We start from the raw sequence: 22,656 nt of genomic DNA on the forward strand, positions 1-22,656 counted from the left end.
CGAAAGTATGAGATAAATGGCTTGCTTTTTGCATGGAAGTCTGTTTTGTAAGCAATGTGAAAAAATGTAAGCAATTAATAATTGTCAGACAAATCAAATCTTAATTTTTATCAAATCTACTAATATAGCTTAGTCGATATAACAATAGGAACAAGACAGATGGCTACAGCACCTAAATCTACTACATCTAAAAAAATCACTCCGAGCGTGGTGACTGAAACTGCCGAGAAGCTTGAAAAAGTAGCAGTCGAGGCTAAAGATCAGGCAATTGAAACCATCGAGGAAAGTAAGGAAAAGCTTGAAGTTGAAGCCAAGCAGTTAAGCGACACTGTGCAGGAACAATTGCGTCAATTTAAGCAGGAGGTGTTACAGCGTATTGATACTTTGAAGGAGCAGATTTTCGGTTCGCAGAAAGAATTAACTGAACTGAAAAGCTTTATCAAGACAGAATTCAACGCTGTCTTCGAAGACTTATCTAATCTGGGTAAAGAGTTGAAAGAGGATGTCAGTCAGATTTCGACCAAGCATAAGGAACATCTGACCGATACTTTTAAACGTTCTAAGGACAGTACCATTGAAGTACTGAAAAAAGTCAAACCCGTGGTGAAAACAGAGAGCTCGGACAAAAGTCCTGAGCTGAAAAGTTAGGCTGCGCTGAAAGGCCGCTATTTAAAAAGGAGAACAATCAAATGTTCTCCTTTGTCTTTATGCAGCAAAACGGACTCACAATAACAATTAAAGGGGGTCACGATGCAACAGCATTTTGTAGGTGTACTTATTTTACTGATATTGATCATGCTACTGAATCTGGAAAGCGGATTGGGGCGCATACTTTATCTAGGTGTAATCGTATTATGTCTGGGAGTACTGGGACTGGTGTTTGGGACCATTCTTCTGATGATCATTACTTTTGCTTTTATTCTTTATGCTGCTGTGAAATCCATTCAGGAGCAGCATCATCTACATCATTAAAATATGAACGTTGAAAACAATAAAAAATCTAAAATAATTATACAGAGGATCAATCATTGTTGAGCAATAAACAAAAACGTGAGACTTTAAGTCTCACGTTGTATTCGCCTGTTACACTTTAAATAGCTGATGCACAGCGTCAATCTATTTAAAATACATGCAACCAGTCACGTTTATTATGAAAATCTGCCTGAGGACTACTATGCTGCATGGCATAGTATTGATCACCTTGTGAGGTTTTTAAAACAGCAGATAAACCCAGGAACAAGTTTTCCCATTTCAGTTTATGTGTTGCCATAAAATCAGTCAGATCTACACTGACATTAAGACCATAATGCGTACGTTTGAGCTGATTCAGCTCAATATCATCCGCAGCTTGCGGTGGCATATCTTCAGGATAACGGTATTCTTCAAATTGATAAGCCTGCCAGGCCTGAGAAGGGGAAAGATTAATCTCACGATAAAAATCTTCGCCCTGAACCCCAATAAAAATTTCAAAGCAGGTCTGTTCCCACAGGAAATCCTGACGGGGATGTGCCGTCACCATGTCGGGCCACAAGATGTACTGATTGGGATCACGGATCCAGAAGCCCACATTTAAATTGCATGGGCCTTGCTGTTCAATGGCGGCAACCAGAGAGATGGCCTGAAAACGGCGATCAAATGCGCTAAGTTCGTAACTTGCCATAAGTCCTGTACTTAGTTAGACAGATGAGCGAAACGGACAAGGTTGGACAATTTTTGGTTTTGTTTCGCAGCTTTCTTGTAAAGCAGCGCAATTTTACCAATAGTTTGAACTACTTCGGCACCAGTCGCTTCTGAAATTTCAGCAATCAATGCTGCACGCGCTTCACGATCTTCAGCTACGATTTTTACTTTAATCAGTTCGTGATCGTTTAAAGCACGCGCCAATTCTTCGATGACATTTTCAGTCAGGCCTTTGTCACCCAGCATAACGACCGGGTTTAAAGCATGTCCGATTTGACGTAAACGCTTACGTTCCTGAATAGATAAAGACGCCATGAGAGATAACCTGAATTTTAAAACGGCTTAGTATAGCAAAAGCAAAAAACAAACGCTTTAAATTATCAGGAAATAATCATTTCCAATATCTCTTCATAACGAGCAAAACTCCTAGATTTAGATACACATGTATACTGCAAAATATGTCTTTTTCACGTACAATTAATAATTAGACGTTTTTTTATTTAGAGAGTTATGGCTACACGCATTACCAACCAAAAGTTATCTAAAAGTAGTCGTGATTGGATGAGAGAGCATTTAGACGATCCTTATGTGAAAAAGGCACAAAAGGACGGCTATCGTGCGCGTGCAGCATATAAGCTCTTAGAGATGCAAGAAAAGTACAAGATCATCAAACCCGGCATGACCGTAGTCGACTTGGGTGCAGCTCCCGGGAGTTGGTCACAAATCGCAGGTAAGCTAGTCGGTGACAAGGGTTTATTGATTGCATCTGACATTTTACCAATGGATGCATTACCTGATGTGACTTTCTTGCAAGGCGACTTTCGTGAAGAAGAAGTCTTCCAGCAATTGTTAGAAATTTTAGATGGTCGTACTGTAGACGTTGTAATTTCAGATATGGCCCCCAATACATCAGGTAATAAGGCTGTAGATCAACCGCGTCAGATTTACTTGTGTGAACTTGCACTGGATTTTGCCAACAAGGTGCTAGGCCCTAAAGGTCAATTTGTGGTAAAAGTTTTCCAAGGTTCAGGTTTTGACGAATTCCGTAAGCAAGTGGTTGATAGTTTTGATGTTCTGAAAACATCTAAACCTTTGGCATCACGTGCTCGCTCCAAGGAAGTTTTCCTGATCGGGCAGGGACGTAAGAAGGCTTTAAAATAAGTCTACTTGCCAAGTCGTTAAAAATTGTGCATTTTGTACGTTTTCAGATAATTGTAAGTTGATTTACAGCTTAAGTATTAAGGTCACCCTGAACAGGGCATGATCAAATTAGATTGGAATGGGAATAAAGCTTTGAGCGATCTTTTTAAGAATGCCGTATTGTGGCTCGTGATACTGGGTGTGCTGGTGTTAATCTTCAGCAACGTCAGTGACCGCAATCAACCGACTACAATGAACTACTCAGAGTTTGTTGCCGCGGTCAATGCTGGCCAAATTAAACAAGTTGTGATTGACGGCGAAAGAATCCGTGGCGAAAAATCGAACGGTTCAGAGTTTGAAAGTATCCGTCCGGCAGTTCAGGATCCTGAACTGATGCCAAGCCTGATTAAAAATAATGTTGTGGTTGAAGGTGAAGCACCACAACGTCAAGGCTTGCTCATGCAGTTGCTTATTGCAAGTTTCCCTGTACTTTTAATCATTTTGTTATTCATGTTCTTTATGCGCAACATGGGTGGCGGTGCAGGTGGTAAAAACGGCCCAATGAGTTTTGGTAAATCTAAAGCCAAAATGCTGTCTGAAGACCAGATTAAAGTCACTTTCACTGATGTTGCTGGTTGTGACGAAGCCAAGCAAGAAGTCGTTGAAATCGTAGATTTCCTGAAAGATCCAACCAAATTTAAACGTCTGGGTGCGAGTATTCCACGTGGTGTGTTAATGGTGGGTCCTCCAGGTACGGGTAAAACCCTACTTGCCAAAGCCATTGCCGGTGAAGCGAAAGTTCCATTCTTTAGTATTTCAGGTTCTGACTTCGTTGAGATGTTTGTCGGTGTCGGTGCATCCCGTGTTCGTGACATGTTCGAACAGGCGAAACGTCATGCGCCATGTATCATCTTTATTGATGAGATTGATGCAGTCGGTCGTCATCGTGGTTCAGGTACTGGTGGTGGTCACGATGAACGTGAACAGACACTGAACCAGATGCTGGTTGAAATGGACGGCTTTGAGGGCAATGAAGGCATTATCGTGATTGCTGCAACCAACCGTGCAGATGTACTGGATAAAGCACTTCTTCGTCCAGGCCGTTTTGACCGTCAAGTTGTGGTTGGTTTGCCAGACATTAAAGGTCGTGAACAAATCCTGAATGTACATTTGAAAAAATTGCCTTCAGTGACAGGTGTGGATGTTAAAGTTCTTGCACGTGGTACACCGGGCTTCTCGGGTGCGCAATTAGCAAACCTGGTGAATGAAGCTGCTTTATTTGCTGCACGCCGTAACAAGAACACCGTCGATATGCATGACTTTGAAGATGCAAAAGACAAGCTGTATATGGGTCCTGAGCGTAAATCGATGGTACTTCGTGATGAAGAGCGTCGCGCGACAGCTTATCATGAAGCAGGTCATGCGATTGTTGCTGAAAGCTTGCCAGGTACAGATCCTGTGCATAAAGTAACGATCATGCCGCGTGGCTGGGCTTTAGGTGTCACCTGGCAGCTGCCTGAATTTGACCAGACCAGCCATTATAAAGACAAAATGTTGAATGAAATTTCGATTTTGTTTGGTGGCCGTATTGCTGAAGAAGTCTTCATTAACCAAATGTCGACTGGCGCGTCAAATGACTTCGAACGTGCAACCAAAATGGCACGTGCGATGGTGACCAAATATGGTATGTCTGACAAACTCGGTGTCATGGTCTATGAAGAAGATGCACAGCAATCTTTCATGGGCAGTATTGGTAGCCGCAGTATTTCCGAAACCACACAACTAGAAGTCGATCGTGAAATTCGTCGAATTCTGGATGAGCAATATAAAATCGCACGCGATATCTTGGAAAGCAAAAAAGATATTGCCCATGCGATGGTGAAAGCCTTGATGGAATGGGAAACCATTGATCGTGATCAAATTCGTGACATCATGGAAGGTCGTGAGCCTCAGCCACCAAAAGTCTATGTTGCAGACAATCCTGTGATTGATGTGACACCAGATGATGGTCCGTTGACTCCTCCGCCATTGCCAGCGAACTAAGCTCAATAAAAAAACCACCTTCGGGTGGTTTTTTTATGCTTGTCATTTTTGTCATATCTTTTTGAGTGTTATATTGAGCGATTAAAAATGAATATGAAAAACAAAAATGAATATGCCTGTTCTGGAATCCAGTGCTTACCAGCTTCGTCTTGAACCGTTGAGCTGGGAACATTTTTCTGATTTAGCCAGTGCATGTGCCGAAGAAAATTTAGGCGAGATTTTATATAACTCAGTGCCTTATCTGCATAACTTAAAAAAATATTTTTCGCAGGCCTTTGAACAGCAAGCTCAAGGTGAAAGGATGGCTTTTGCTGTGATCGATTTAAACTCCGGCCAAGCAATTGGAACCACCAGTTATCATAATATTAAGGCAGAAATTCCACGTTTTGAAATTGGTTATACCTGGTATGCCAAGCGCTATCACAGAACTTATGTGAATCGCGTTTGTAAATATCTTTTGTTAAGACATGCTTTTGAAAATTTAAATGCTCAGGTCGTCGGCTTTCGGACTGATCACTTGAATCTTCCTAGCCAGAAAGCGATTGAGGCATTAGGTGCCAAACGAGATGGCATTATCAGGTGTCATATGCTGCGTAAAGATAGACAGACTATTCGAGATAGCTACATCTATAGTATTTTAGAAAGTGAATGGGCATATACGAAAGTATTATTACAATCTAAACTGATGAAATATTCCCGAAACAATTACTTCGAAATCTAGGTCCTAGTCTTATTCAGCTTTGCTTTATTCGGCGATCCATAAGACAATATCGGGGTTATTTTGAGTGAGTATTGAATCATGCAGCTGATGCCTTTGTTACCACATGTATGGACATTTGGTGATTTAAAATTGGACTTATCCCAGCCGCATGTGATGGGGATTCTCAATGTCACCCCAGACTCTTTTAGTGATGGTGGTCGGCATAATCACAAAGAAGATGCAGTCGCACGTGCGCTTGAAATGATCGCTGAAGGCGCGACCGTGATTGATATTGGCGGTGAATCGACCCGTCCAGGTGCCGCAGTGGTAGAAGTGGAAGAAGAAATTCGCCGCGTAGTGCCTGTGGTGGAAGAACTGGCTAAACATAAGGTCATTCTCTCGATTGATACGTCGCAACCTGAAGTCATACGCGCAGCGGTTCGGGCCGGAGCACATATCTGGAATGATGTCCGTGCTTTGACTCGGCCGAATGCATTGCAGACCGCAGCAGAACTCAATATTCCAGTGATCATCATGCATATGCGCGGTGAGCCGACCACCATGAACAATCTGGATCAATATGAGGATGTCACTAAAGATGTGATACGCGAGTTATCCCAACGTGTTCAGGATGCTTTAGATGTTGGAGTAAAAGCGGAAAATATCATGATTGATCCAGGTTTTGGTTTCGCTAAAAATGCCCAGCAAAATTTAAAGCTGTTGCAAGAGTTTTATAAATTAACAGAAATGGGCTATCCGATTTTGTCTGCTTTATCACGTAAACGCTTTATCGGAGCAGTTTTGGATGGGGCAGAACCACAAGAGCGTGCAGTGGGTTCAGCAACAGCGCATTTGTTGAGTATTCAGCAGGGTGCATGTATGGTACGGGCACATGATGTTAAAGTCACAGCCGATGCGATTAAAGTCTGGCAAGCTATGCAAATGGTTTAAAAATCGAGGCTGGGAAATCCCTACATTGGCAATGTTGTTTGGCTTTTAAGCAACAATATGCTATATAGGCACGCTTAGATTAGATAGTCATCCTTTAGAGTGCCTGTAATGTTTGCAGATTTACTTCTCCCCATGTTCGATGATGAGTATTATCCCGATATTCTGGTTGCTGAAATCAAGCAGCACATCGAACGTTTTGCCCAAAAAGTCGCTAAATCAGGTTTGTCAGATCAAGAAATTTACCAGCTTGCCAATCTGACTGTGGCTGATATCAATATCATGAAACCTCAGTTCGAAGATCTGGATTCGTCTCTGGATGATACTGCCGCGGATTATATTGCCGAAGCCATGATGATGGTGGTGCAAGAGCACGGCCTGTTCGAGATTGAAATGGAAGAACTGATTACCAATCGTGAATGGTGATTTAAGAAAACCCTGCAGATGCAGGGTTTTTTATTGTCTGTTCAAATAATCTTTAAAGCTATTAAAGCGAATTGAGCCGAGTAATTGTTGCTCTTCATTCATGCATTGCTGATAAAGGTTCTGGTAATAAGCCTGCAGATTCGATTGACCTTGAATCTGTTGTGGTGTTTTTGATTTGGATTGTTGATAAGCCCAAAAAGCCAGTTGTCGGAGTTTCTGCAACCTGATCTGGTCAATCGCACTACAGGAACTTTTAAATAAAGGTTCCAGGATGACCACCCCAAAGGAAGAAATCGCTAAAATGATCATACTAATGATGACCAGTACATCCGAATGAATCAGATAAAGGTTGAGCAATAAGCTCAGAAAAATTGGAATTTGCAGATAGAGACAGTTTTGCAAACGCTGACTATAGGCTTTGGAACTAAATTGCGCCTGATATTGTGCATGCCAGATATAAGGATAAAGCAGTGCCATCAGCACAATTAAGGTGACATTAAAGGCAATCGTGGCATTCTTGAAAAAATAATATTCCAGAAATACGGAGCTGAGACTACAGGCTACACAGACCAGAAGGGACAGTAAATTAATCGCGATAACAAACTGGATATTTTGCAAGGCATTAAATTTAAAGCGGCTATAACGCAGCTTCAGGAAAAAAGCGTCTGGATGACGTAATTGTAATGTAGCGAGATCAAAGTGTTTTAATTCTGACATGGGGATTTCGCGCTAAAAGAATAAAATTCAGGCACAAAAAAACCAGCCTAATGCTGGATTTTTTATTGCACCATTTTAATAAATATTAAAATGGTGCCCGAGGCCAGACTCGAACTGGCACGCTTTGTGGGCGGGGGATTTTAAATCCCCTGTGTCTACCGATTTCACCACTCGGGCATGTGCGCAATAATAGAGGACGAAATAAAGCTTGGCAAGCAAATTCCGAAATGATTGCTTTCTTTTCAAGCAATTCCGTGGCTTCTATTCTAAAAATCAGCAAATCAACGTTTTTTAAAAGTCAATATTTGCAGATCTTTAAGACGACCAATGAAAAATGATAGAGGGAACTATGAATTCTCATCCAGATAGCTGTCGACATCTAGATGCTTGATCGTTTTACAATATTGATGCTCATATTTCAGTAGCCGCGTATATAACCCGGCATAGTGATTTAATTGCTGTTTTAGTTCGGCATGCCGAGGATCATGGCTTGAATAAAAACGTAATTTTAGTCGGATCAGACAGGTTTTTTTATAAGCCCAAAAACAGATTTTACGTAATTGTTGTAGCTGATAGTGCTCAATATTTTTACTATTTTCCTTGAATAAATTTTCCCGATAAAAGCGCACAAAACCAAAGCTCACGCCAAAGAAGAATAAGCTCCACATCAGCAAACTACTTTGCATAAAGACCAGATTTAAGGCTTGTAGCAGAATCACAATAACCATCCTGATCGGAGTATGCCGTAATAACTGATACAGTGAATAAGAAGAATGCTGAATCTGGTGCAGAATCAAGGTGAGACTCAACATCAGGAACAACAGAATGGCCAAAATGGCATAACTTTGCGCCTGAAATTCGCTGATTTGCACAAAAGATTGCTGTACCAGATCTCCTAACATCAAACTGATGGGAACAAAAATCATGGCGGCCAAGACCCAAGAAATTAAGAGCTTGGCTTTATCCCAGATTCCACGGATTTTAATCTGACTGTAAAACAGGTAATTTCCTTTAAATGCAGTCGGATATTGGCGCTTAAGTTGCTGCAGCAACAAAGTCACTTGCGTAGTGGGCATCATCCAGAGATTAATTTAATATATAGATGAAGCACTATAGTCGATTTTGCGCAAAATCGCAGAAGAAATGCAGTTTCAGGTCGCAGCGCTGTTTTAATCATGAAGATTTTAGTTTTTTAGCCACGAATTATGCGAAAATAGCCGATTCAAGATTTATTTTTTTAAGGACAGTTTATGACTGATCAATCTCCTCAGGCGTTAAGCGACATCGAAATTTTAGACATCCTGCAAAGTATGAAAAAGGATGAGCTAAATACTGAGGCGCAAGCAGCAATTCGTCAGGGTGGTAAAGCTGGTCGTCAGGAAGCGCATAAAGCAGCCTTAGTAGCATTGAATCAGTCATTTGAAGACAAATTTGTCGAAGCCGTATCTTTGGCTTTGGGTCTGAATGCAGCACAAATCAAAAAAATCCGTTATAAAAAAGACCGAATCCGTATTTTAAAAGCACGCGGTATTGATTATATGGCGATTGATGGCGCTGAAACTGCGCAAGTGCTGTCACAAATTGCCCAAGCAATTGTGCGTGAAGATGCCATTGTCACCCATGACCTGCATAATATTTTCCCATTCTGGAAAGAAGGCTGGCCAATGGTGCAATTCGATAATGCCTACAAAATTTTAGAAGATGATATCCAGATTCACTATCAAGCCGTTCTTGAGGCTTTATTAGCAAAAATCTAAGCTATAACTAGATCTAAAAAAAAGCACCCAAAGGTGCTTTTTTAATCACGATATATCAGTGCAATCAGCCAACTGATGGGCAAAATAAATAAACGCCACCAGGTAATCAAGGGCCAATAAAAATACTCTCCAAATCTCAAGGTGGAGTCGAATCCTTGACGGCGACGTTCATGTGGGTAGGGAATAATGAAAACCGTTAAAGCCATCAGAATGATGGCTGAGAGTAAAAGCAGGGGATTCTGTTGTTTGGCAAAGAAGAAGTAAAACAAATACAAGGCTGAATAAAAAAACAGACATGCCAATAATGCAGAAATATTCATCACTCACCTTATGATTTTTTTATTAGAATAATTTTTACTATTTCTTAGAAGGAAGAACCAGACTAATCTGATTCTTCTTGAATAACTGAATTGGTTTCGATCAAGCGGGTCACCAGTAACTGGTCAATTTTAAAATGATCGACATCCACCACTTCAAACTTATAAGCCCCAAATATCACGGCATCTGCAGGACGTGGAATCTTGCGTAATTTATACATCATGAAGCCAGCGATGGTTTCATAATTTTCATCATCAGGCATTTCATCAATTTCAAGCGCATGCTTGATATCTTCAATCGGTGTACTGCCTTCAATTAGCCAGGAATTATTGTCACGTTTAATAATTTGCTGATCGGCTTCAATAGGCGTCACCCAGTCACCCATCACGGTAATCATAATATCAGAAAGGGTAATCACGCCAACGACCAGCGCATATTCATTAATGACGACGGCAAACTTTTCCTTGGTGGAACGGAAACGGTCCAGAACTTCCGATAAGGTCAAAGTGTCAGGAATAGTCAGGACATTACGGATGGTATTTTCATTGAGTTGCAGCAGCGACTGGTTGTTCAGAATACGCACCAGAATGTCTTTGGCGTCGACATAGCCAATCACACTGTCAATGTCATTGCTACATACCAGAAACTTGGAATAGGGGTATTCCGCCAGCTTTTGCCGAATACTTTCTTCCGGTTCATTTAAGGTGAAGAACACCACATTTTCACGTGTGGTCATACTCGAAGGCACGTTACGTTCTTCCAGCTCGAATACGTTTTCAATGAAATGGTGTTCCTGTTTCTGGAGCACGCCTGCCTGTGCACCGGCATCCATCACTGCAGAAATATCATCAAAAGTAATATTGTCATCACGAATAGTATTTACTTTAAACAGACGGAACAGCATGTTGGCAATCGCATTGATAAACCAAGCCAAAGGTTTGCAGACTTTAATGAAAATCTGAATTGGCTCGATGACTGAGACTGCGATCTTTTCTGGCGCAATCATGGCCAGACGTTTCGGCATCAAGTCTGCAAATAAAATAAATAATGAAGTGACGACCGTAAAGGAAAGCGCAAAGCTGATATTGTCAGCCCAAGGTCCTTGGTAAAAGCGGGAAACAAAATTATAAATATAAGGACGGAAGGCACCTTCACCTAAAATACCACCAAGAATGGCAACTGCATTTAAACCAATTTGGGAGGCTGCAAAGAAGTCTGCAGAATTTTCTTGTAGATCTAAAACTTTTTGAGCGCGATGATCACCCGACTCAGCCAGAATTTTGAGTTTGACTTTACGGGCACCAGCGAGGGCGATTTCAGTTAAAGATAAAAAACCGGCCCCCGTGATGAGTATTAAGATAATCACAATATTTTGTAAGAGGCTCACAAATCCACCTGTGGATGAATAGTATCTTGGGATATTTTTAACACAAAAAAAGACTTGAGGTGTAACAATGACATCTCAAGTCTTCGAAGTATAATCTTAAAAAATAAGAATTTAGAAGATTTTGAGTTTAATAATGTGAAAATTGAGAATTATTGCTCAGGAATTCACGGTTTTCTTCTTCAATCATCTGGCGGGCGACATATAAAATCAGCTGACGTAACCAGCGATGCGCCGGATGATGATGCAATAAAGGACACCATGCCATTTTCAATTCAAATTCAGGAATATAAAACGGCGGATCTTTGAGAATTAAATTGTGATTCTTGGCTTGCAAACGTGCAATGCGTGAAGGCAGTGTTGCGACCAGATCGACATTGGCAGCCAATAATCCCGGCATTTGATAGTGACGGGTAAAGACTGAGATTTTACGTTTCTGGCCAATACGTTCTAAAGCCTGATCGATCCAGCCTAAACCGGCCTGTTTTTCAGGATTTACCCCGAAGCCAACACCCATACCGGTTTTGGAAACCCAGATATGCTGTGCATCCAGGTAACTTTTAAGGTTTAAGTTGCTTGCGGCAGGATGCTTGTTATTTAAAAGGCAAGAAAAGCTGTCACGCCAGACCAAAACCTGATGAAAACTTTGCGGGATTTCATTAAAACGGTTGATTGCCAGATCGACCTTGCCTTGTTCCATGTCACGATATGACACGTCACTTGGCGTCAGGAAGTCTAATACCACGTTCGGTGCTTCTGAACGTAGGGCTTTAACCAGACGTGGAACCAGCGTGGCTTCTGCATAATCCGAGGTCATGATCCGGAACACACGATTTGAGGTATAAGGACGGAACTCGGTACGTGGTTCCAGAATCATCGACAAGTCAGCCAGTGCATCCCGAATACGTGGTTGTAATTCTAAGGCACGTTCGGTTGGGGTCATGCCTTCAGAAGAACGGATCAGGAGGGGATCATTAAATAAATTGCGTAATCGGCGTAAAATGTTACTCATGGCAGGTTGGGTAACACCCAATTGTTCTGCTGCACGTGTGACATTTTTTTCGCGAAGAAGTACATCAAGATAAATTAATAGATTGAGATCGACCCGCTCCAGATTCATAAAAGAAATACCGAGAATAAATACAAGAAATTATGATGATTATGCCATAATTGCCGGGCCTTGTGTAAAGCGCCGATGAAAAAAAGCCATGTGCTCACTGATAAAGTTTACAGAATTAACACAGGCTTAGACTCTATTATTTACAGTGTACATAAGAAAAAAGATGCACGTTAAATGGACCATCATTTAGCCTTTTTTATAGATTGGGATGAAAGCCCTCTTTTCGCTTTAAAAGAAAATCATAAAAGCTATTCTTGCATTCAAGATTTGAGTGAAAAGTAAACTAAATCAAGAATTCCTTGAGTTGAATAAATCATCAAAGATCAGCATTTTTTAAAAATAAAAGGACATAAAACCCATATCCAGACTTAAGTCTAATGAATTATTTTTAAGCAACATGCGGAAATTTTATCCATTTTTATTTTTAAATAAATTTATATGAAACAGTATCTTAATATAATTTATCGAGATTGTACTAAGACTTTGATCTACTCATTTTTTAAATAAATACTGAAGATTCTTGCAGACTATTGGATTAATTTTCATAAGCCCACTAATCTTTAGCTATCCCAACGGATCGTCGAAAATCTGAACAAGTCATTGAGGGTGTGATTTGAGCGGTTCGTTGCAGAAAAATCCTAATATTATTACAGGAATATATCATGACTACATACCAAACAGCGATTGATGCAATCCGCGAATTAAAAGCGAAATTCGGTAACACTTGGGCAGACATCAGTCCTGAAGATGCTGCGCGTATGCAACTTCAAAACCGTTTCAAAACTGGTTTAGACATTGCGAAATATACAGCGGCAATTATGCGTCGTGATATGGCTGCTTATGATGCAGACTCTAGCAAATACACTCAATCACTAGGTTGCTGGCACGGTTTCATCGCGCAACAAAAAATGATTGCGAACAAAAAATACTTCGGTACAACTGAACGTCGCTACATCTACCTTTCTGGTTGGATGGTTGCAGCGCTTCGTTCAGAATTCGGTCCACTTCCTGACCAATCTATGCACGAAAAAACTTCTGTTCCTGCATTGATCGAAGAAATCTACACTTTCTTACGTCAAGCTGATGCGAAAGAATTAAACGACTTGTTCCGTGCACTTAAAAAAGCACAAGAAGCGGGCGACACTGCTAAAGCAGCTGAAATCACTTCACAAATCGACAACTTCCAAACTCACGTTGTGCCAATTATTGCGGACATCGACGCTGGTTTCGGTAACGAAGAAGCGACTTACTTACTTGCTAAGAAAATGATCGAAGCGGGTGCTTGTGCACTACAAATCGAAAACCAGGTTTCTGATGCGAAACAATGTGGTCACCAAGCTGGTAAAGTAACAGTTCCACACGAAGACTTCATCGCGAAAATCCACGCTCTTCGCTATGCATTCCTGGAAATGGGTCTTGACGACGGTATCATCGTTGCACGTACTGACTCTGAAGGCGCTGACTTGACTCAAAAAATCCCAGTGGTTAAAGAGCCAGGCGACATCGCTTCTCAATACATCAGCTACTTAGATACAACTGAAATCGACATTTCAGAAGCTCAAGAAGACGAAATCCTGATCAAGCGTGATGGTAAACTTCACCGTCCTAAACGTCTTGCTTCTGGTCTATACCAGTTCCGTGAAGGCACGCAAATCGACCGCGTTGTACTTGACTGTGTAACTAGCCTACAAAATGGTGCTGACTTGCTTTGGATCGAAACTGCGACTCCAAACGTTGCTGAAATCGCTCACATGGTTAACCGTGTACGTGAAACAGTTCCAAATGCGAAACTTGTTTATAACAACTCGCCTTCGTTCAACTGGACTTTAAACTTCCGTCAACAAGCATATGACCGTTGGGTTGCTGAAGGTAAAGACGTTTCTGCTTACGACCGTGCTAAGTTAATGAGCGCTGAGTACGATGCAACTGAACTGGCTGCTGAAGCTGACGAAAAAGTTCGTACCTTCCAAGCTGATGCTGCTCGTGAAGCGGGTGTGTTCCATCACTTGATCACACTTCCGACTTACCACACAGCTGCGCTTTCTACTCATGAGCTTGCTCAAGGTTACTTCGGTACTGAAGGTATGTTGGCTTATGTTGCTGGCGTACAACGTAAAGAAATCCGCGGCGGTATCGCATGTGTTAAACACCAAGCAATGGCTGGTTCTGACATCGGTGATGACCACAAAGAAATCTTCGCTGGTGACAATGCATTGAAAGCTGGTGATGATTCTAAAAACACAATGAACCAGTTCAGCGCTTAATCCGCTTAATTGATTCACCAAAAAACCCTGCATCTGCAGGGTTTTTTGTTTGGAAAAATGCTATTAATAAATAGGGAAGAGCAATCTCAAGAACGTGCTCAAAAGGGATTATCCATAATTTCTCCATGATTGGTTTTTATCGCAGCTTTTATGTGTTTAATTCTTGCATTCTAGTGCTATGTCACTGAATATTTCGATATAGCATACTTATGTTCTGCATCAATTTACCCCTATTTAATTAAAAGTGACCCGGACTTATGCTGTCTAAATTTTTTATCCACCGCCCGATCTTTGCTGGGGTACTGGCGATTGTTGTCATGGCAATCGGCCTGTTCGCAGTAATGAACCTGCCAGTGGAACGTTATCCGGACATTGCCCCGCCAAGGATAACGGTGGCAGCAACTTATAGCGGCGCTTCTGCGGAAACTGTGGAAGAAAGCGTGACTCAAGTGCTGGAACAGCAAATCAAAGGCATTGATCATCTGCTGTATTTCAGTTCCAGTAGTGATTCTTCAGGACGCAGCCGGGTCAGCATTAGTTTTGAAAATGGCACCGACCCAGATACCGCACAGGTGCAGGTACAAAATGCGATTAATGGCGTGCTCAACCGATTACCGGAAGATGTGCAACGCCAAGGTGTTAATGTCTTTAAATCGCTTGGCGATACTCATATGGTGATTAGCCTGTATGATGAGTCGGGGCGCAGCAACAATATTGAACTTTCCGACTATCTGATGACCCATCTGGAACAGGACATTTCCCGGATTGAAGGCATTGGTGAGGTTGATGTTTTTGGTTCACAATACGCGATGCGAATCTGGCTGAATCCGGCAAAATTAAAACAATATAACCTGATGCCAAGTGATGTGCGTGCCGCAATAGAATCCCAGAATACCCAGGTCGCTGCAGGTGCGATTGGTGATCTTCCAGCCATAGACGAGCAATACCTGAATGCCAAAGTTACTTCAGGTTCACGGCTAAAAACCGTGGAAGAATTCCAGAATATTATTGTCAAATCGGATCGTGCCGGCAGCTTTATTTATTTGAAAGATATTGCGCGGGTGGAACTGGGTGCTGAAAATTATCAATCTTATAGTACCAATAATGGTTATCCATCGGCTGGTCTGGGTATTTCACTGGCGTCAGGTGCCAATGCCATTGCCACCTCTAATCTGATTAAAGCTGAAATTGCCCGTATTTCCCAGCAATTGCCTGAAGGCTATAAAATTGCTTACCCGCGTGATAATACGCCTTTTGTACAAGAATCAATTAAAGAGGTGGTCAAAACCCTGATCGAAGCTGTGATCTTGGTCATCATTGTGATGTTCATTTTCTTGCAGAACTGGCGTGCCACCTTGATTCCTACCGTGACTGTTCCAGTGGTGATTTTGGGTACGATGGCGGTGCTGTATGCACTGGGTATGAGTATCAACACCTTAACCTTATTTGCGCTGGTTCTGGCGATCGGCCTGTTGGTGGATGATGCGATTGTTGTGGTGGAAAACGTCGAACGGTTGATGCATGAAAAGCAACTGTCCGCCAAGGACGCTGCCCTGGAATCCATGCAGGAAATTAGTGGGGCATTGATCGGGATTACGTTGGTCTTAACCGCAGTCTTTATTCCGATGGCTTTTTTTGGTGGATCGACTGGCGTAATCTACCGGCAGTTCTCCATCACCTTGGTCGCGGCGATGTCTCTGTCCTTAATGGTGGCCTTGATTCTAAGCCCAGCATTGTGCGCGCTTATTCTAAAACCGAATCCTAAACCGGCAAAATGGGCGTCCTGGTTTAACCAGAAACTGGAGCATTTAAAACATCGTTATCTGAATTTGTCTAAACTCACGATTCAGCGTCAGGCGATCTGTTTGCTGCTGTTTGCCGGATTGATCGGTGTGTTTGCGCTGTTCTATCGTGCTTTGCCAACCAGTTTTTTACCAAGTGAGGATCAGGGGATTTTAAGCTTGCAAATCAAATTGCAGGAAGGCGCCCCGATGAAACATACCATTCAGATCGGTGAAGAAGTTCGTAAGTATTTTCTGGATCAGGAACAAGCCAACGTCAATCTGGTGATGATCCGTTATGGGCGAAATTTCTCTGGAACTGGTCAGAATTTGGCGACCGGTTTTGTGGCATTAAAACATTGGGATGAGCGTTCCGGTCAGGACAATACTGCACAAGCGATTCGTGAACGGGCTTTGAAGCATTTCCAGAGTAATCGCAATGCACAAATTAATGTGTCCATGCCAGCTTCAGTCAATGGTTTGGGACAAACCGATGGTCTGGATTTCTGGATTCGAGACATCAATGGCAATGGCCGGCAATATCTGGAACAACAATTTAAAGCGCTGGAAGCTCGGACAGGCAACTATACGAGCTTTGAAAATCTGGGCAAGCGTTCTAATCCTGACAAAGCAGAGCTACGCGTCAATATTGACCAGAAACAGGCCATGGCCAATGGCCTGACCCAATCGGCAATCAACAGTACTTTATCCAGTGCTTGGGGCGGCAGTTATATCAATGACTTTATTGATCGTGGTCGGATTAAACGGGTGATTATGCAGGGTGATGCTGAATTCCGCTCTAAGCCGGAAGATCTGGCACAGTGGCATGTACGAAATGACCAAAATCAGATGGTGCCTTTCAGTAACTTCTCGCAAGTGGGCTGGAGTGGTGGCCCTGAAGTGGTCAACCGTTTCATGGGTTATACCGCATTGCAAATGGAAGCGGATCGGGCCAAAGACAGCAGTTCCGGTCAGGCCATGCAGGATGTAGAAGCTTTGATTGCCGAGCAGGAGGGAGTCGATGTAGTTTGGAGCGGTCTTTCCTTTGAGGAAAAACAGTCCAATAATCAGGCAATATGGCTGTATCTGATTTCAATTGGCTTTATTTTTCTCTGTCTGGCGGCTTTATATGAAAGCTGGAGCATTCCAACTGCTGTGATGTCGACAATTCCACTGGGGATTGGTGGCAATATTATTTTCAGTTATCTGGCTGGTTTCCCGAATGATATCTATTTCCAGATTGCCTTGCTGACCACCATCGGTCTGTCCTGTAAGAATGCTATTCTGATTGTAGAATTTGCTTCATTAGCGCAGCAACAAGGCAAATCGGTAGTAGAAGCGGCACTAGAAGGTGCATCTTTGCGCCTACGTCCAATTTTGATGACTTCTTTGGCCTTTGGCGCAGGGATTTTACCGCTGGTCTTTGCTACAGGTGCTGGTGCGGTAAGTCGCCAGGAAATTGGCGTGAGTGTATTTGGTGGTGTTATTTTTGGAACTGTGCTGGTGCTGATTTTTATTCCATTTATGTATGTTTTGATTCGCCAATTCATCATCAAAAAATCGCGTGCTTAAAACAAAGGAAAACTCTAGAGCTGAAAAATCCCCGTTTATACGCGGATTTTTTTATCGCTAAAACTCGTCCAATGACTGGTTGTGTTTTCAGCATGGTGTGAAAATTGCTATAGAAATCATATATTCATAGAAGAATGCGTCGTGAGAATGCATCTGATGGGGATTTTTATTCATGTTGTCACGCTTTTTTATTTATCGACCTAAATTTGCAGCCGTGATCGCCATTATCATGATGGTATTAGGAATTTTTGCACTGCAAAAAATTCCGATTGAGCATATGCCGAATATGGATGCACCTGCGTTAGGGGTTTCTGCGGGGTATCGTGGTGCATCTGCGGAAACCGTTGAGCAATCGGTCACGCAAATTTTAGAACAAGCGGTGAAAGGCATTGAAGGTTTGGAAAGCTTTCAGTCCAACAGTAGCGTGGGACGTGCAAATCTGACACTGTCGTTTGAGCAAGGCGTGGATCTCGATCAGGCACTGTTGCAAGTGCAAAATGCAGTCAATGGTGTGCTAAGTCGATTGCCTGAAGAAACCCAGCAAAATGGAGTGGCTGTTTATAAACAAGGTTATGATCAATTTGCATTACTGAGTTTATATGATGAATCAGGGAAAGCGACACCTATAGAGCTTGCTGACTATTTAATGGTGCATGTCGAACCGCGTTTTTCCCGTATTGACGGAATGGGTGAAGTGGAGCTTTATGGCGCAGGCTATGCGATGCGCATTTGGCTCAATCCACATAAACTACGCCAATTTAATCTGATGCCGAGTGATATTCGCAATGCAGTCGAGGCACAAAATGCACCTCTTGTATCTGGTTCTATTGGTGGATTACCAACAGTACAAGATCAATACATGAATGCCAAGGTTAGTGCGGGATCACGTTTAAGTAGCATTGATGAATTTGAAAAAATTATTGTGAAGACAACAGATTCAGGTTCGGTCCTGTACTTGAAAGATGTCGCACGTGTTGAGTTGGGGGCAGAAAGTTATAACCATTTAAATTATACCAACGGTCATTTATCCGCTGCATTATCGATTCAATTGGCGCCACGGAGTAATGCGATTGCGGTTTCAGAGCAGATGCAAACGGTGTTGAAAAATGCCCAAGCCAATTTGCCTGCACATTATCAATTGCGTATGACCATGGACAGAACCCCATTCATTACCAGTTCAATTGAACAAGTCGCGAAAACTTTGGTCGAAGCGATGGTACTGGTGGTTTTGGTGATGTTTATCTTCCTGCAAAACTGGCGCGCTACTATTATTCCTGCAGTCACGATTCCGATTGTAGTTTTAGCCACATTTGCGGTGCTGTATGTACTGGGAATGAGCTTAAACAGTTTTACCTTGTTTGCCCTGATTTTGGCGATTGGCCTGTTGGTCGATGATGCCATTGTGGTCGTGGAAAACATTGAACGTTTGATGCATGAAGAACATTTGGATGCTCAGGCTGCAGCTTTAAAGTCAATGAAGGAAATCAGCGGTGCATTGATCGGGATTACATTGGTCTTAACTGCTGTATTTATTCCCATGGCATTTTTTGGCAGTATGACAGGAGTCATCTATCGTCAGTTTTCCATCACGTTGGTCGTGGCAATGCTACTTTCTTTATTGGTGGCACTTATCATCACCCCTACATTTGCAGCGCAACTGCTAAAGCGTCAACCACATCAACCAAAATGGGCAAAGCGTTTTAATCGTGGTATGGATAAGCTCACCATGCGTTACCAAAAGCTTTCTGCACGTAGCATGCAGTTTAAAATGACGATGTTGGCTGTATTTAGTATATGTGTTTTAGGCTTTGGCTGGCTTTATAAAACCTTGCCCGAAGGGCTGATGCCAACGGAAGATATGGGCTTTGTCATGGGTCAAATTGTGATGCCGGGCAATGCACCACGTTCTGAGATAGAAAAAGTTGGGCGTGAAGTCCAAGACTATTTAATGCAGCATGAATCTGAGCGCATCCAAAGCATTGGGATTTGGTATAGCGGAAACAATGTTGGGGTTGGGCCTTATCGTGGTCAGCTCTTTGTCGTATTAAAGGACTGGACAGCGCGTAAAAATCCTAAAGATACCGTCTTTGCCATTGTAGATCGTGCACAAAAGCACTTTGCCAATCATGCCAATGCCCAGATTTTCTTTATGGCACCTTCTATGTCAAATAATGGACGTGTGGTCGACTTCTGGTTACAAGATCTAGATTCTCGGGGTAGCGAGTTTTTACAGCAATCCTTCTCTGAGATTGAAACTCGTGCCAAAGCAAAATCATCGATTGAATATTTACAACTTGATGTACCCAAAGATAGTGCTGAGCTGAATATTAAACTGGATATAGAACGTTTACTCAAATATGCCGTACCTCAGCAAAGTTTTAACAGTACGTTGGCTGCGGCTTGGAGTGGTACCTATATCAATGACTTTATTGATCGTGGACAAATCAAACGGGTCATCATGCAAGGCGAAGCGGAGTTCCGTTCTAAACCTGAAGATTTGGCACATTGGCATGTCCGCAATAGCACAGGCGAAATGTTATCGTTTAATCAATTCACTACGCTAAATTGGCAAGGTGGACCGAATAGTATAAACCGTTATATGGGCTATAACGCCGTGCCTGTGTATGCAGGTATTCCCAAAGATCAATTTTCGAGTCAAACCATGCAAGATGTCGAAGCTTTAGTCGATGAACAAGACGGAGTAAATTTGGCCTGGAGTGGAGCCGCCTTAGAAGAAAAACGTAGCAGTGGGCAAGCTATTTTCTTGTATCTAATTTCGATTGCCTTTATTTTCTTATGTTTAACGGCACTTTATGAAAGCTGGACGATTCCTGCTGTGGTGTTGACCGCGATTCCTCTGGGCGTAGGAGGGAGTATTCTGTTCTGTGCCTGGTTCGGTTTTGCAAACGATATTTACTTTCATATCGCCTTGCTGACGACTATCGGTCTGTCCTGTAAAAATGCAATTTTGATTGTAGAGTTTGCTGCACAAGCAGAGCGGGCAGGTCATACTCCGGTTCAGGCCGCGATAATGGCTGCGGGCTTACGCTTACGTCCTATTGTCATGACCTCCATTGCATTTGCAGCGGGTGTATTGCCTTTGATGTTTGCCACAGGCGTCAGTGCAATCAGCCGGCAGGAGATTGGCAGTAGTGTTTTTGGTGGGATGCTATTTGCTACTGTCCTGGTACTGCTGTTTATTCCCTTTATGTATGTATTGATCCGTAGTCTGATGATTAAAAAAACGGTTTCTCAATCAGTGGTGATAGAGCATCCATCTTTAGAAAGTGAACAAGCCTGACTCAGTCAGGCTTTTTTTGGCTAAATATCGAGGAATTGATTAATACAAAAAATATCGTCATATTGCAGCATGATCATTAAACTTATTCACATGAAAAAATTAGGATATATAGGGATCAGGACAAATATCTCTTGAATGCCAGACTTTTATAATGAGCTGCTTATGCCGACAATTTCAGAAAAAATCCAGCATATCCAACGACAATTACATTCTGAAAATCACGACATCGCTGTAGGCTTACTCAGTCAGCTGAATGTCGCCGATCAGGCGCGCATTTTAAGTCGTTTAGATGCTCGGCAACAGGCCCGAATTTTAAAGGAACTGAGTGAATCGAGCTTGGTCTATGCTTTTATGCCCCTAGGGCAGCAGTTAAACGTGGCACAGCACTTATCCATTTCAGAACTTGTTCCCATTCTGGATGCAATGCCTTCTGATGATTTTGTCGATATTTATAAGCAGTTTTCGCCGCCGCTACAGCTGCAATTGATGGGCGCATTGTCTGAAGAATCCCAGCAGACACTCAAAGATCTGGCCATTTATCCGGAAGGTACAGCGGGCGCCATGATGAGCTCAAGTTTTGTGACGCTCTCACCCGATTTAAGGATGGATGAAGCGATACAGACTTTACGTATGGTGGCTGCCGGGCAGGAAACCCTATATCTGATTTATATTGTCGATGTAGCAAAACGGCTGATCGGTGTGATTTCCCTAAGGCAGATCATACAGGCCTTACCTGAGCTAAGCATTTCCGAAGTGATGCAATGCGAAGTGATTTCTGCACAAGTAACAGATGATCAGGAAATTGTAGCTCGAGCCTTGGCCTACTATGATTTTATTGCCTTGCCTGTGGTTGATGCGCAGCAAAAACTCTTAGGGATTGTCACCTATGACGATGCTATGGACATTGTCGAAGCCGAAACCACGGAAGATATTTTAAAGTCGGGTGCAGTAACGCCGTTGACTGAATTGAGCCTTAAAACTGCCCCGATTTTGACCCTGTATCAGAAGCGGGTCTTTTGGCTGGTCATTCTGGTTTTTGGCAGTCTGCTCTCTGGAATCGGGATTGCACACTTTGAAGAGATCATTGCCGCACATATCGTGCTGGTATTTTTCTTACCGCTTTTGGTGGGCAGTGGCGGGAATGCTGGTTCGCAATCAGCCACCTTGATGGTGCGTGCTCTGGCCACAGGCGATGTCGAATTTAAGGACTGGTTTAACCTGCTCAGTCGAGAATCTCTGGTGGCGCTTTGTTTGGGCGGCACCATGGCGATTGCGGTATCCATTCTGGGTTATATTCGGGGAGATATCATGGTAGCTGTGGTGTTGGCCATCAGCATGCTCGGGATTGTGTTGATGGGCTGCCTGATTGGCATGAGTCTGCCTTTTATTTTAAATAAACTCAAACTTGATCCTGCCAGTGCCTCGGCGCCGTTGGTAACTTCCATCTGCGATGCCACCGGTGTGATTCTGTATTTATTCGTTGCTTCCAAATTATTGTTTTAATT

Annotated in this window: 19 protein-coding genes and 1 tRNA gene; 12 read left to right on the forward strand and 8 right to left on the reverse strand. The window is 42.5% G+C overall.

The genetic code is table 11. The features are described from left to right. Positions 1-159 precede the first annotated feature (159 nt). Together NI466_RS00640 and NI466_RS00645 are read left to right on the forward strand one after the other, a co-directional pair. On the forward strand, positions 160-648 hold the full coding sequence (locus tag NI466_RS00640) for a hypothetical protein (RefSeq protein ID WP_253099734.1): 489 nt from the start codon (positions 160-162) through the stop codon (positions 646-648). Between the two features lie 102 nt (positions 649-750). Then, positions 751-972, forward strand: a complete 222-nt coding sequence (locus NI466_RS00645) for a hypothetical protein (protein WP_004280572.1) — start codon at positions 751-753, stop codon at positions 970-972. Between the two features lie 148 nt (positions 973-1,120). On the opposite strand, the gene NI466_RS00650 is transcribed toward NI466_RS00645, so the two are convergent. Both NI466_RS00650 and yhbY read right to left on the reverse strand, forming a co-directional pair. Beyond that, on the reverse strand, positions 1,121-1,660 hold the full coding sequence (locus NI466_RS00650; RefSeq protein ID WP_004280571.1) for a DOMON-like domain-containing protein: 540 nt from the start codon (positions 1,658-1,660) through the stop codon (positions 1,121-1,123). 11 nt (positions 1,661-1,671) lie between these two features. After that, positions 1,672-1,995 (reverse strand): ribosome assembly RNA-binding protein YhbY, encoded by a 324-nt coding sequence (gene yhbY, locus NI466_RS00655; RefSeq protein ID WP_004280569.1) that lies wholly within the window; start codon positions 1,993-1,995, stop codon positions 1,672-1,674. Positions 1,996-2,190: 195 nt separating this feature from the next. Here yhbY and rlmE point away from each other — a divergent pair, with 195 nt between their 5' ends. From rlmE to NI466_RS00680, 5 genes are all read left to right on the forward strand, one after another. Next, entirely contained in the window at positions 2,191-2,841 is a 651-nt protein-coding gene (gene rlmE, locus NI466_RS00660; RefSeq protein ID WP_004645756.1) for a 23S rRNA (uridine(2552)-2'-O)-methyltransferase RlmE, read from the forward strand. A 132-nt stretch (positions 2,842-2,973) separates the two neighbouring features. Next, complete coding sequence (gene ftsH / locus NI466_RS00665) at positions 2,974-4,863, forward strand: ATP-dependent zinc metalloprotease FtsH (RefSeq protein WP_253172391.1); 1,890 nt, start codon at positions 2,974-2,976, stop codon at positions 4,861-4,863. A gap of 106 nt (positions 4,864-4,969) precedes the next feature. Further along, the gene (locus NI466_RS00670; RefSeq protein ID WP_253172393.1) at positions 4,970-5,584 is read left to right on the forward strand and encodes a GNAT family N-acetyltransferase; all 615 of its coding nucleotides are present in this window, start codon (positions 4,970-4,972) and stop codon (positions 5,582-5,584) included. A gap of 78 nt (positions 5,585-5,662) precedes the next feature. Then, positions 5,663-6,514, forward strand: coding sequence for a dihydropteroate synthase (gene folP, locus NI466_RS00675; protein ID WP_005247701.1), 852 nt, complete (start codon positions 5,663-5,665; stop codon positions 6,512-6,514). Positions 6,515-6,622: 108 nt separating this feature from the next. Then, positions 6,623-6,937: a DUF5713 family protein gene (locus tag NI466_RS00680; RefSeq protein WP_004280560.1), complete on the forward strand. Its 315-nt coding sequence runs from the start codon at positions 6,623-6,625 to the stop codon at positions 6,935-6,937. A gap of 30 nt (positions 6,938-6,967) precedes the next feature. Here NI466_RS00680 and NI466_RS00685 read toward each other — a convergent pair whose 3' ends face one another. From NI466_RS00685 to NI466_RS00695, 3 genes are all read right to left on the reverse strand, one after another. Beyond that, positions 6,968-7,654: a hypothetical protein gene (locus NI466_RS00685; protein ID WP_004280558.1), complete on the reverse strand. Its 687-nt coding sequence runs from the start codon at positions 7,652-7,654 to the stop codon at positions 6,968-6,970. A gap of 91 nt (positions 7,655-7,745) precedes the next feature. After that, positions 7,746-7,831 (reverse strand) — tRNA-Leu (locus tag NI466_RS00690). 170 nt (positions 7,832-8,001) lie between these two features. Next, positions 8,002-8,730 carry a hypothetical protein gene (locus NI466_RS00695; protein ID WP_253172482.1) on the reverse strand — a complete coding sequence of 243 codons (729 nt, stop codon included), beginning with the start codon at positions 8,728-8,730 and terminating at the stop codon, positions 8,002-8,004. Between the two features lie 174 nt (positions 8,731-8,904). On the opposite strand from NI466_RS00695, the gene NI466_RS00700 reads away from it, so the two are divergent. After that, complete coding sequence (locus tag NI466_RS00700; RefSeq protein ID WP_004280554.1) at positions 8,905-9,411, forward strand: hypothetical protein; 507 nt, start codon at positions 8,905-8,907, stop codon at positions 9,409-9,411. 41 nt (positions 9,412-9,452) lie between these two features. Here the strand turns inward: NI466_RS00700 and NI466_RS00705 are convergent, their stop codons facing one another. The 3 genes from NI466_RS00705 to NI466_RS00715 all read right to left on the reverse strand — a co-directional run bounded on the left by NI466_RS00705 (position 9,453) and on the right by NI466_RS00715 (position 12,233). Then, complete coding sequence (locus tag NI466_RS00705) at positions 9,453-9,731, reverse strand: hypothetical protein (RefSeq protein WP_253172395.1); 279 nt, start codon at positions 9,729-9,731, stop codon at positions 9,453-9,455. A 62-nt stretch (positions 9,732-9,793) separates the two neighbouring features. Next, a complete protein-coding gene (gene paeA / locus NI466_RS00710) occupies positions 9,794-11,116 on the reverse strand; it encodes a polyamine export protein PaeA (protein WP_004280552.1) in 1,323 nt (440 codons plus the stop codon). A 127-nt stretch (positions 11,117-11,243) separates the two neighbouring features. After that, positions 11,244-12,233: a LysR family transcriptional regulator gene (locus NI466_RS00715; protein ID WP_004280551.1), complete on the reverse strand. Its 990-nt coding sequence runs from the start codon at positions 12,231-12,233 to the stop codon at positions 11,244-11,246. 662 nt (positions 12,234-12,895) lie between these two features. Between NI466_RS00715 and NI466_RS00720 the strand changes: the two genes are divergently transcribed. The 4 genes from NI466_RS00720 (at position 12,896) to mgtE (ending at position 22,654) form a co-directional block, all read left to right on the forward strand. Next, on the forward strand, positions 12,896-14,497 hold the full coding sequence (locus tag NI466_RS00720; RefSeq protein WP_004280550.1) for an isocitrate lyase: 1,602 nt from the start codon (positions 12,896-12,898) through the stop codon (positions 14,495-14,497). 257 nt (positions 14,498-14,754) lie between these two features. Beyond that, complete coding sequence (locus NI466_RS00725) at positions 14,755-17,850, forward strand: multidrug efflux RND transporter permease subunit (protein WP_253172397.1); 3,096 nt, start codon at positions 14,755-14,757, stop codon at positions 17,848-17,850. Between the two features lie 172 nt (positions 17,851-18,022). Beyond that, the gene (locus NI466_RS00730; RefSeq protein WP_253172399.1) at positions 18,023-21,151 is read left to right on the forward strand and encodes an efflux RND transporter permease subunit; all 3,129 of its coding nucleotides are present in this window, start codon (positions 18,023-18,025) and stop codon (positions 21,149-21,151) included. Positions 21,152-21,313: 162 nt separating this feature from the next. Then, positions 21,314-22,654 (forward strand): magnesium transporter, encoded by a 1,341-nt coding sequence (mgtE, locus tag NI466_RS00735; protein WP_253172401.1) that lies wholly within the window; start codon positions 21,314-21,316, stop codon positions 22,652-22,654. Positions 22,655-22,656: the final 2 nt, after the last annotated feature.

Origin of the sequence: Acinetobacter lwoffii (assembly GCF_024129595.1) — a bacterium.
Taxonomy (GTDB): Bacteria; Pseudomonadota; Gammaproteobacteria; order Pseudomonadales; family Moraxellaceae; genus Acinetobacter; species Acinetobacter lwoffii_O.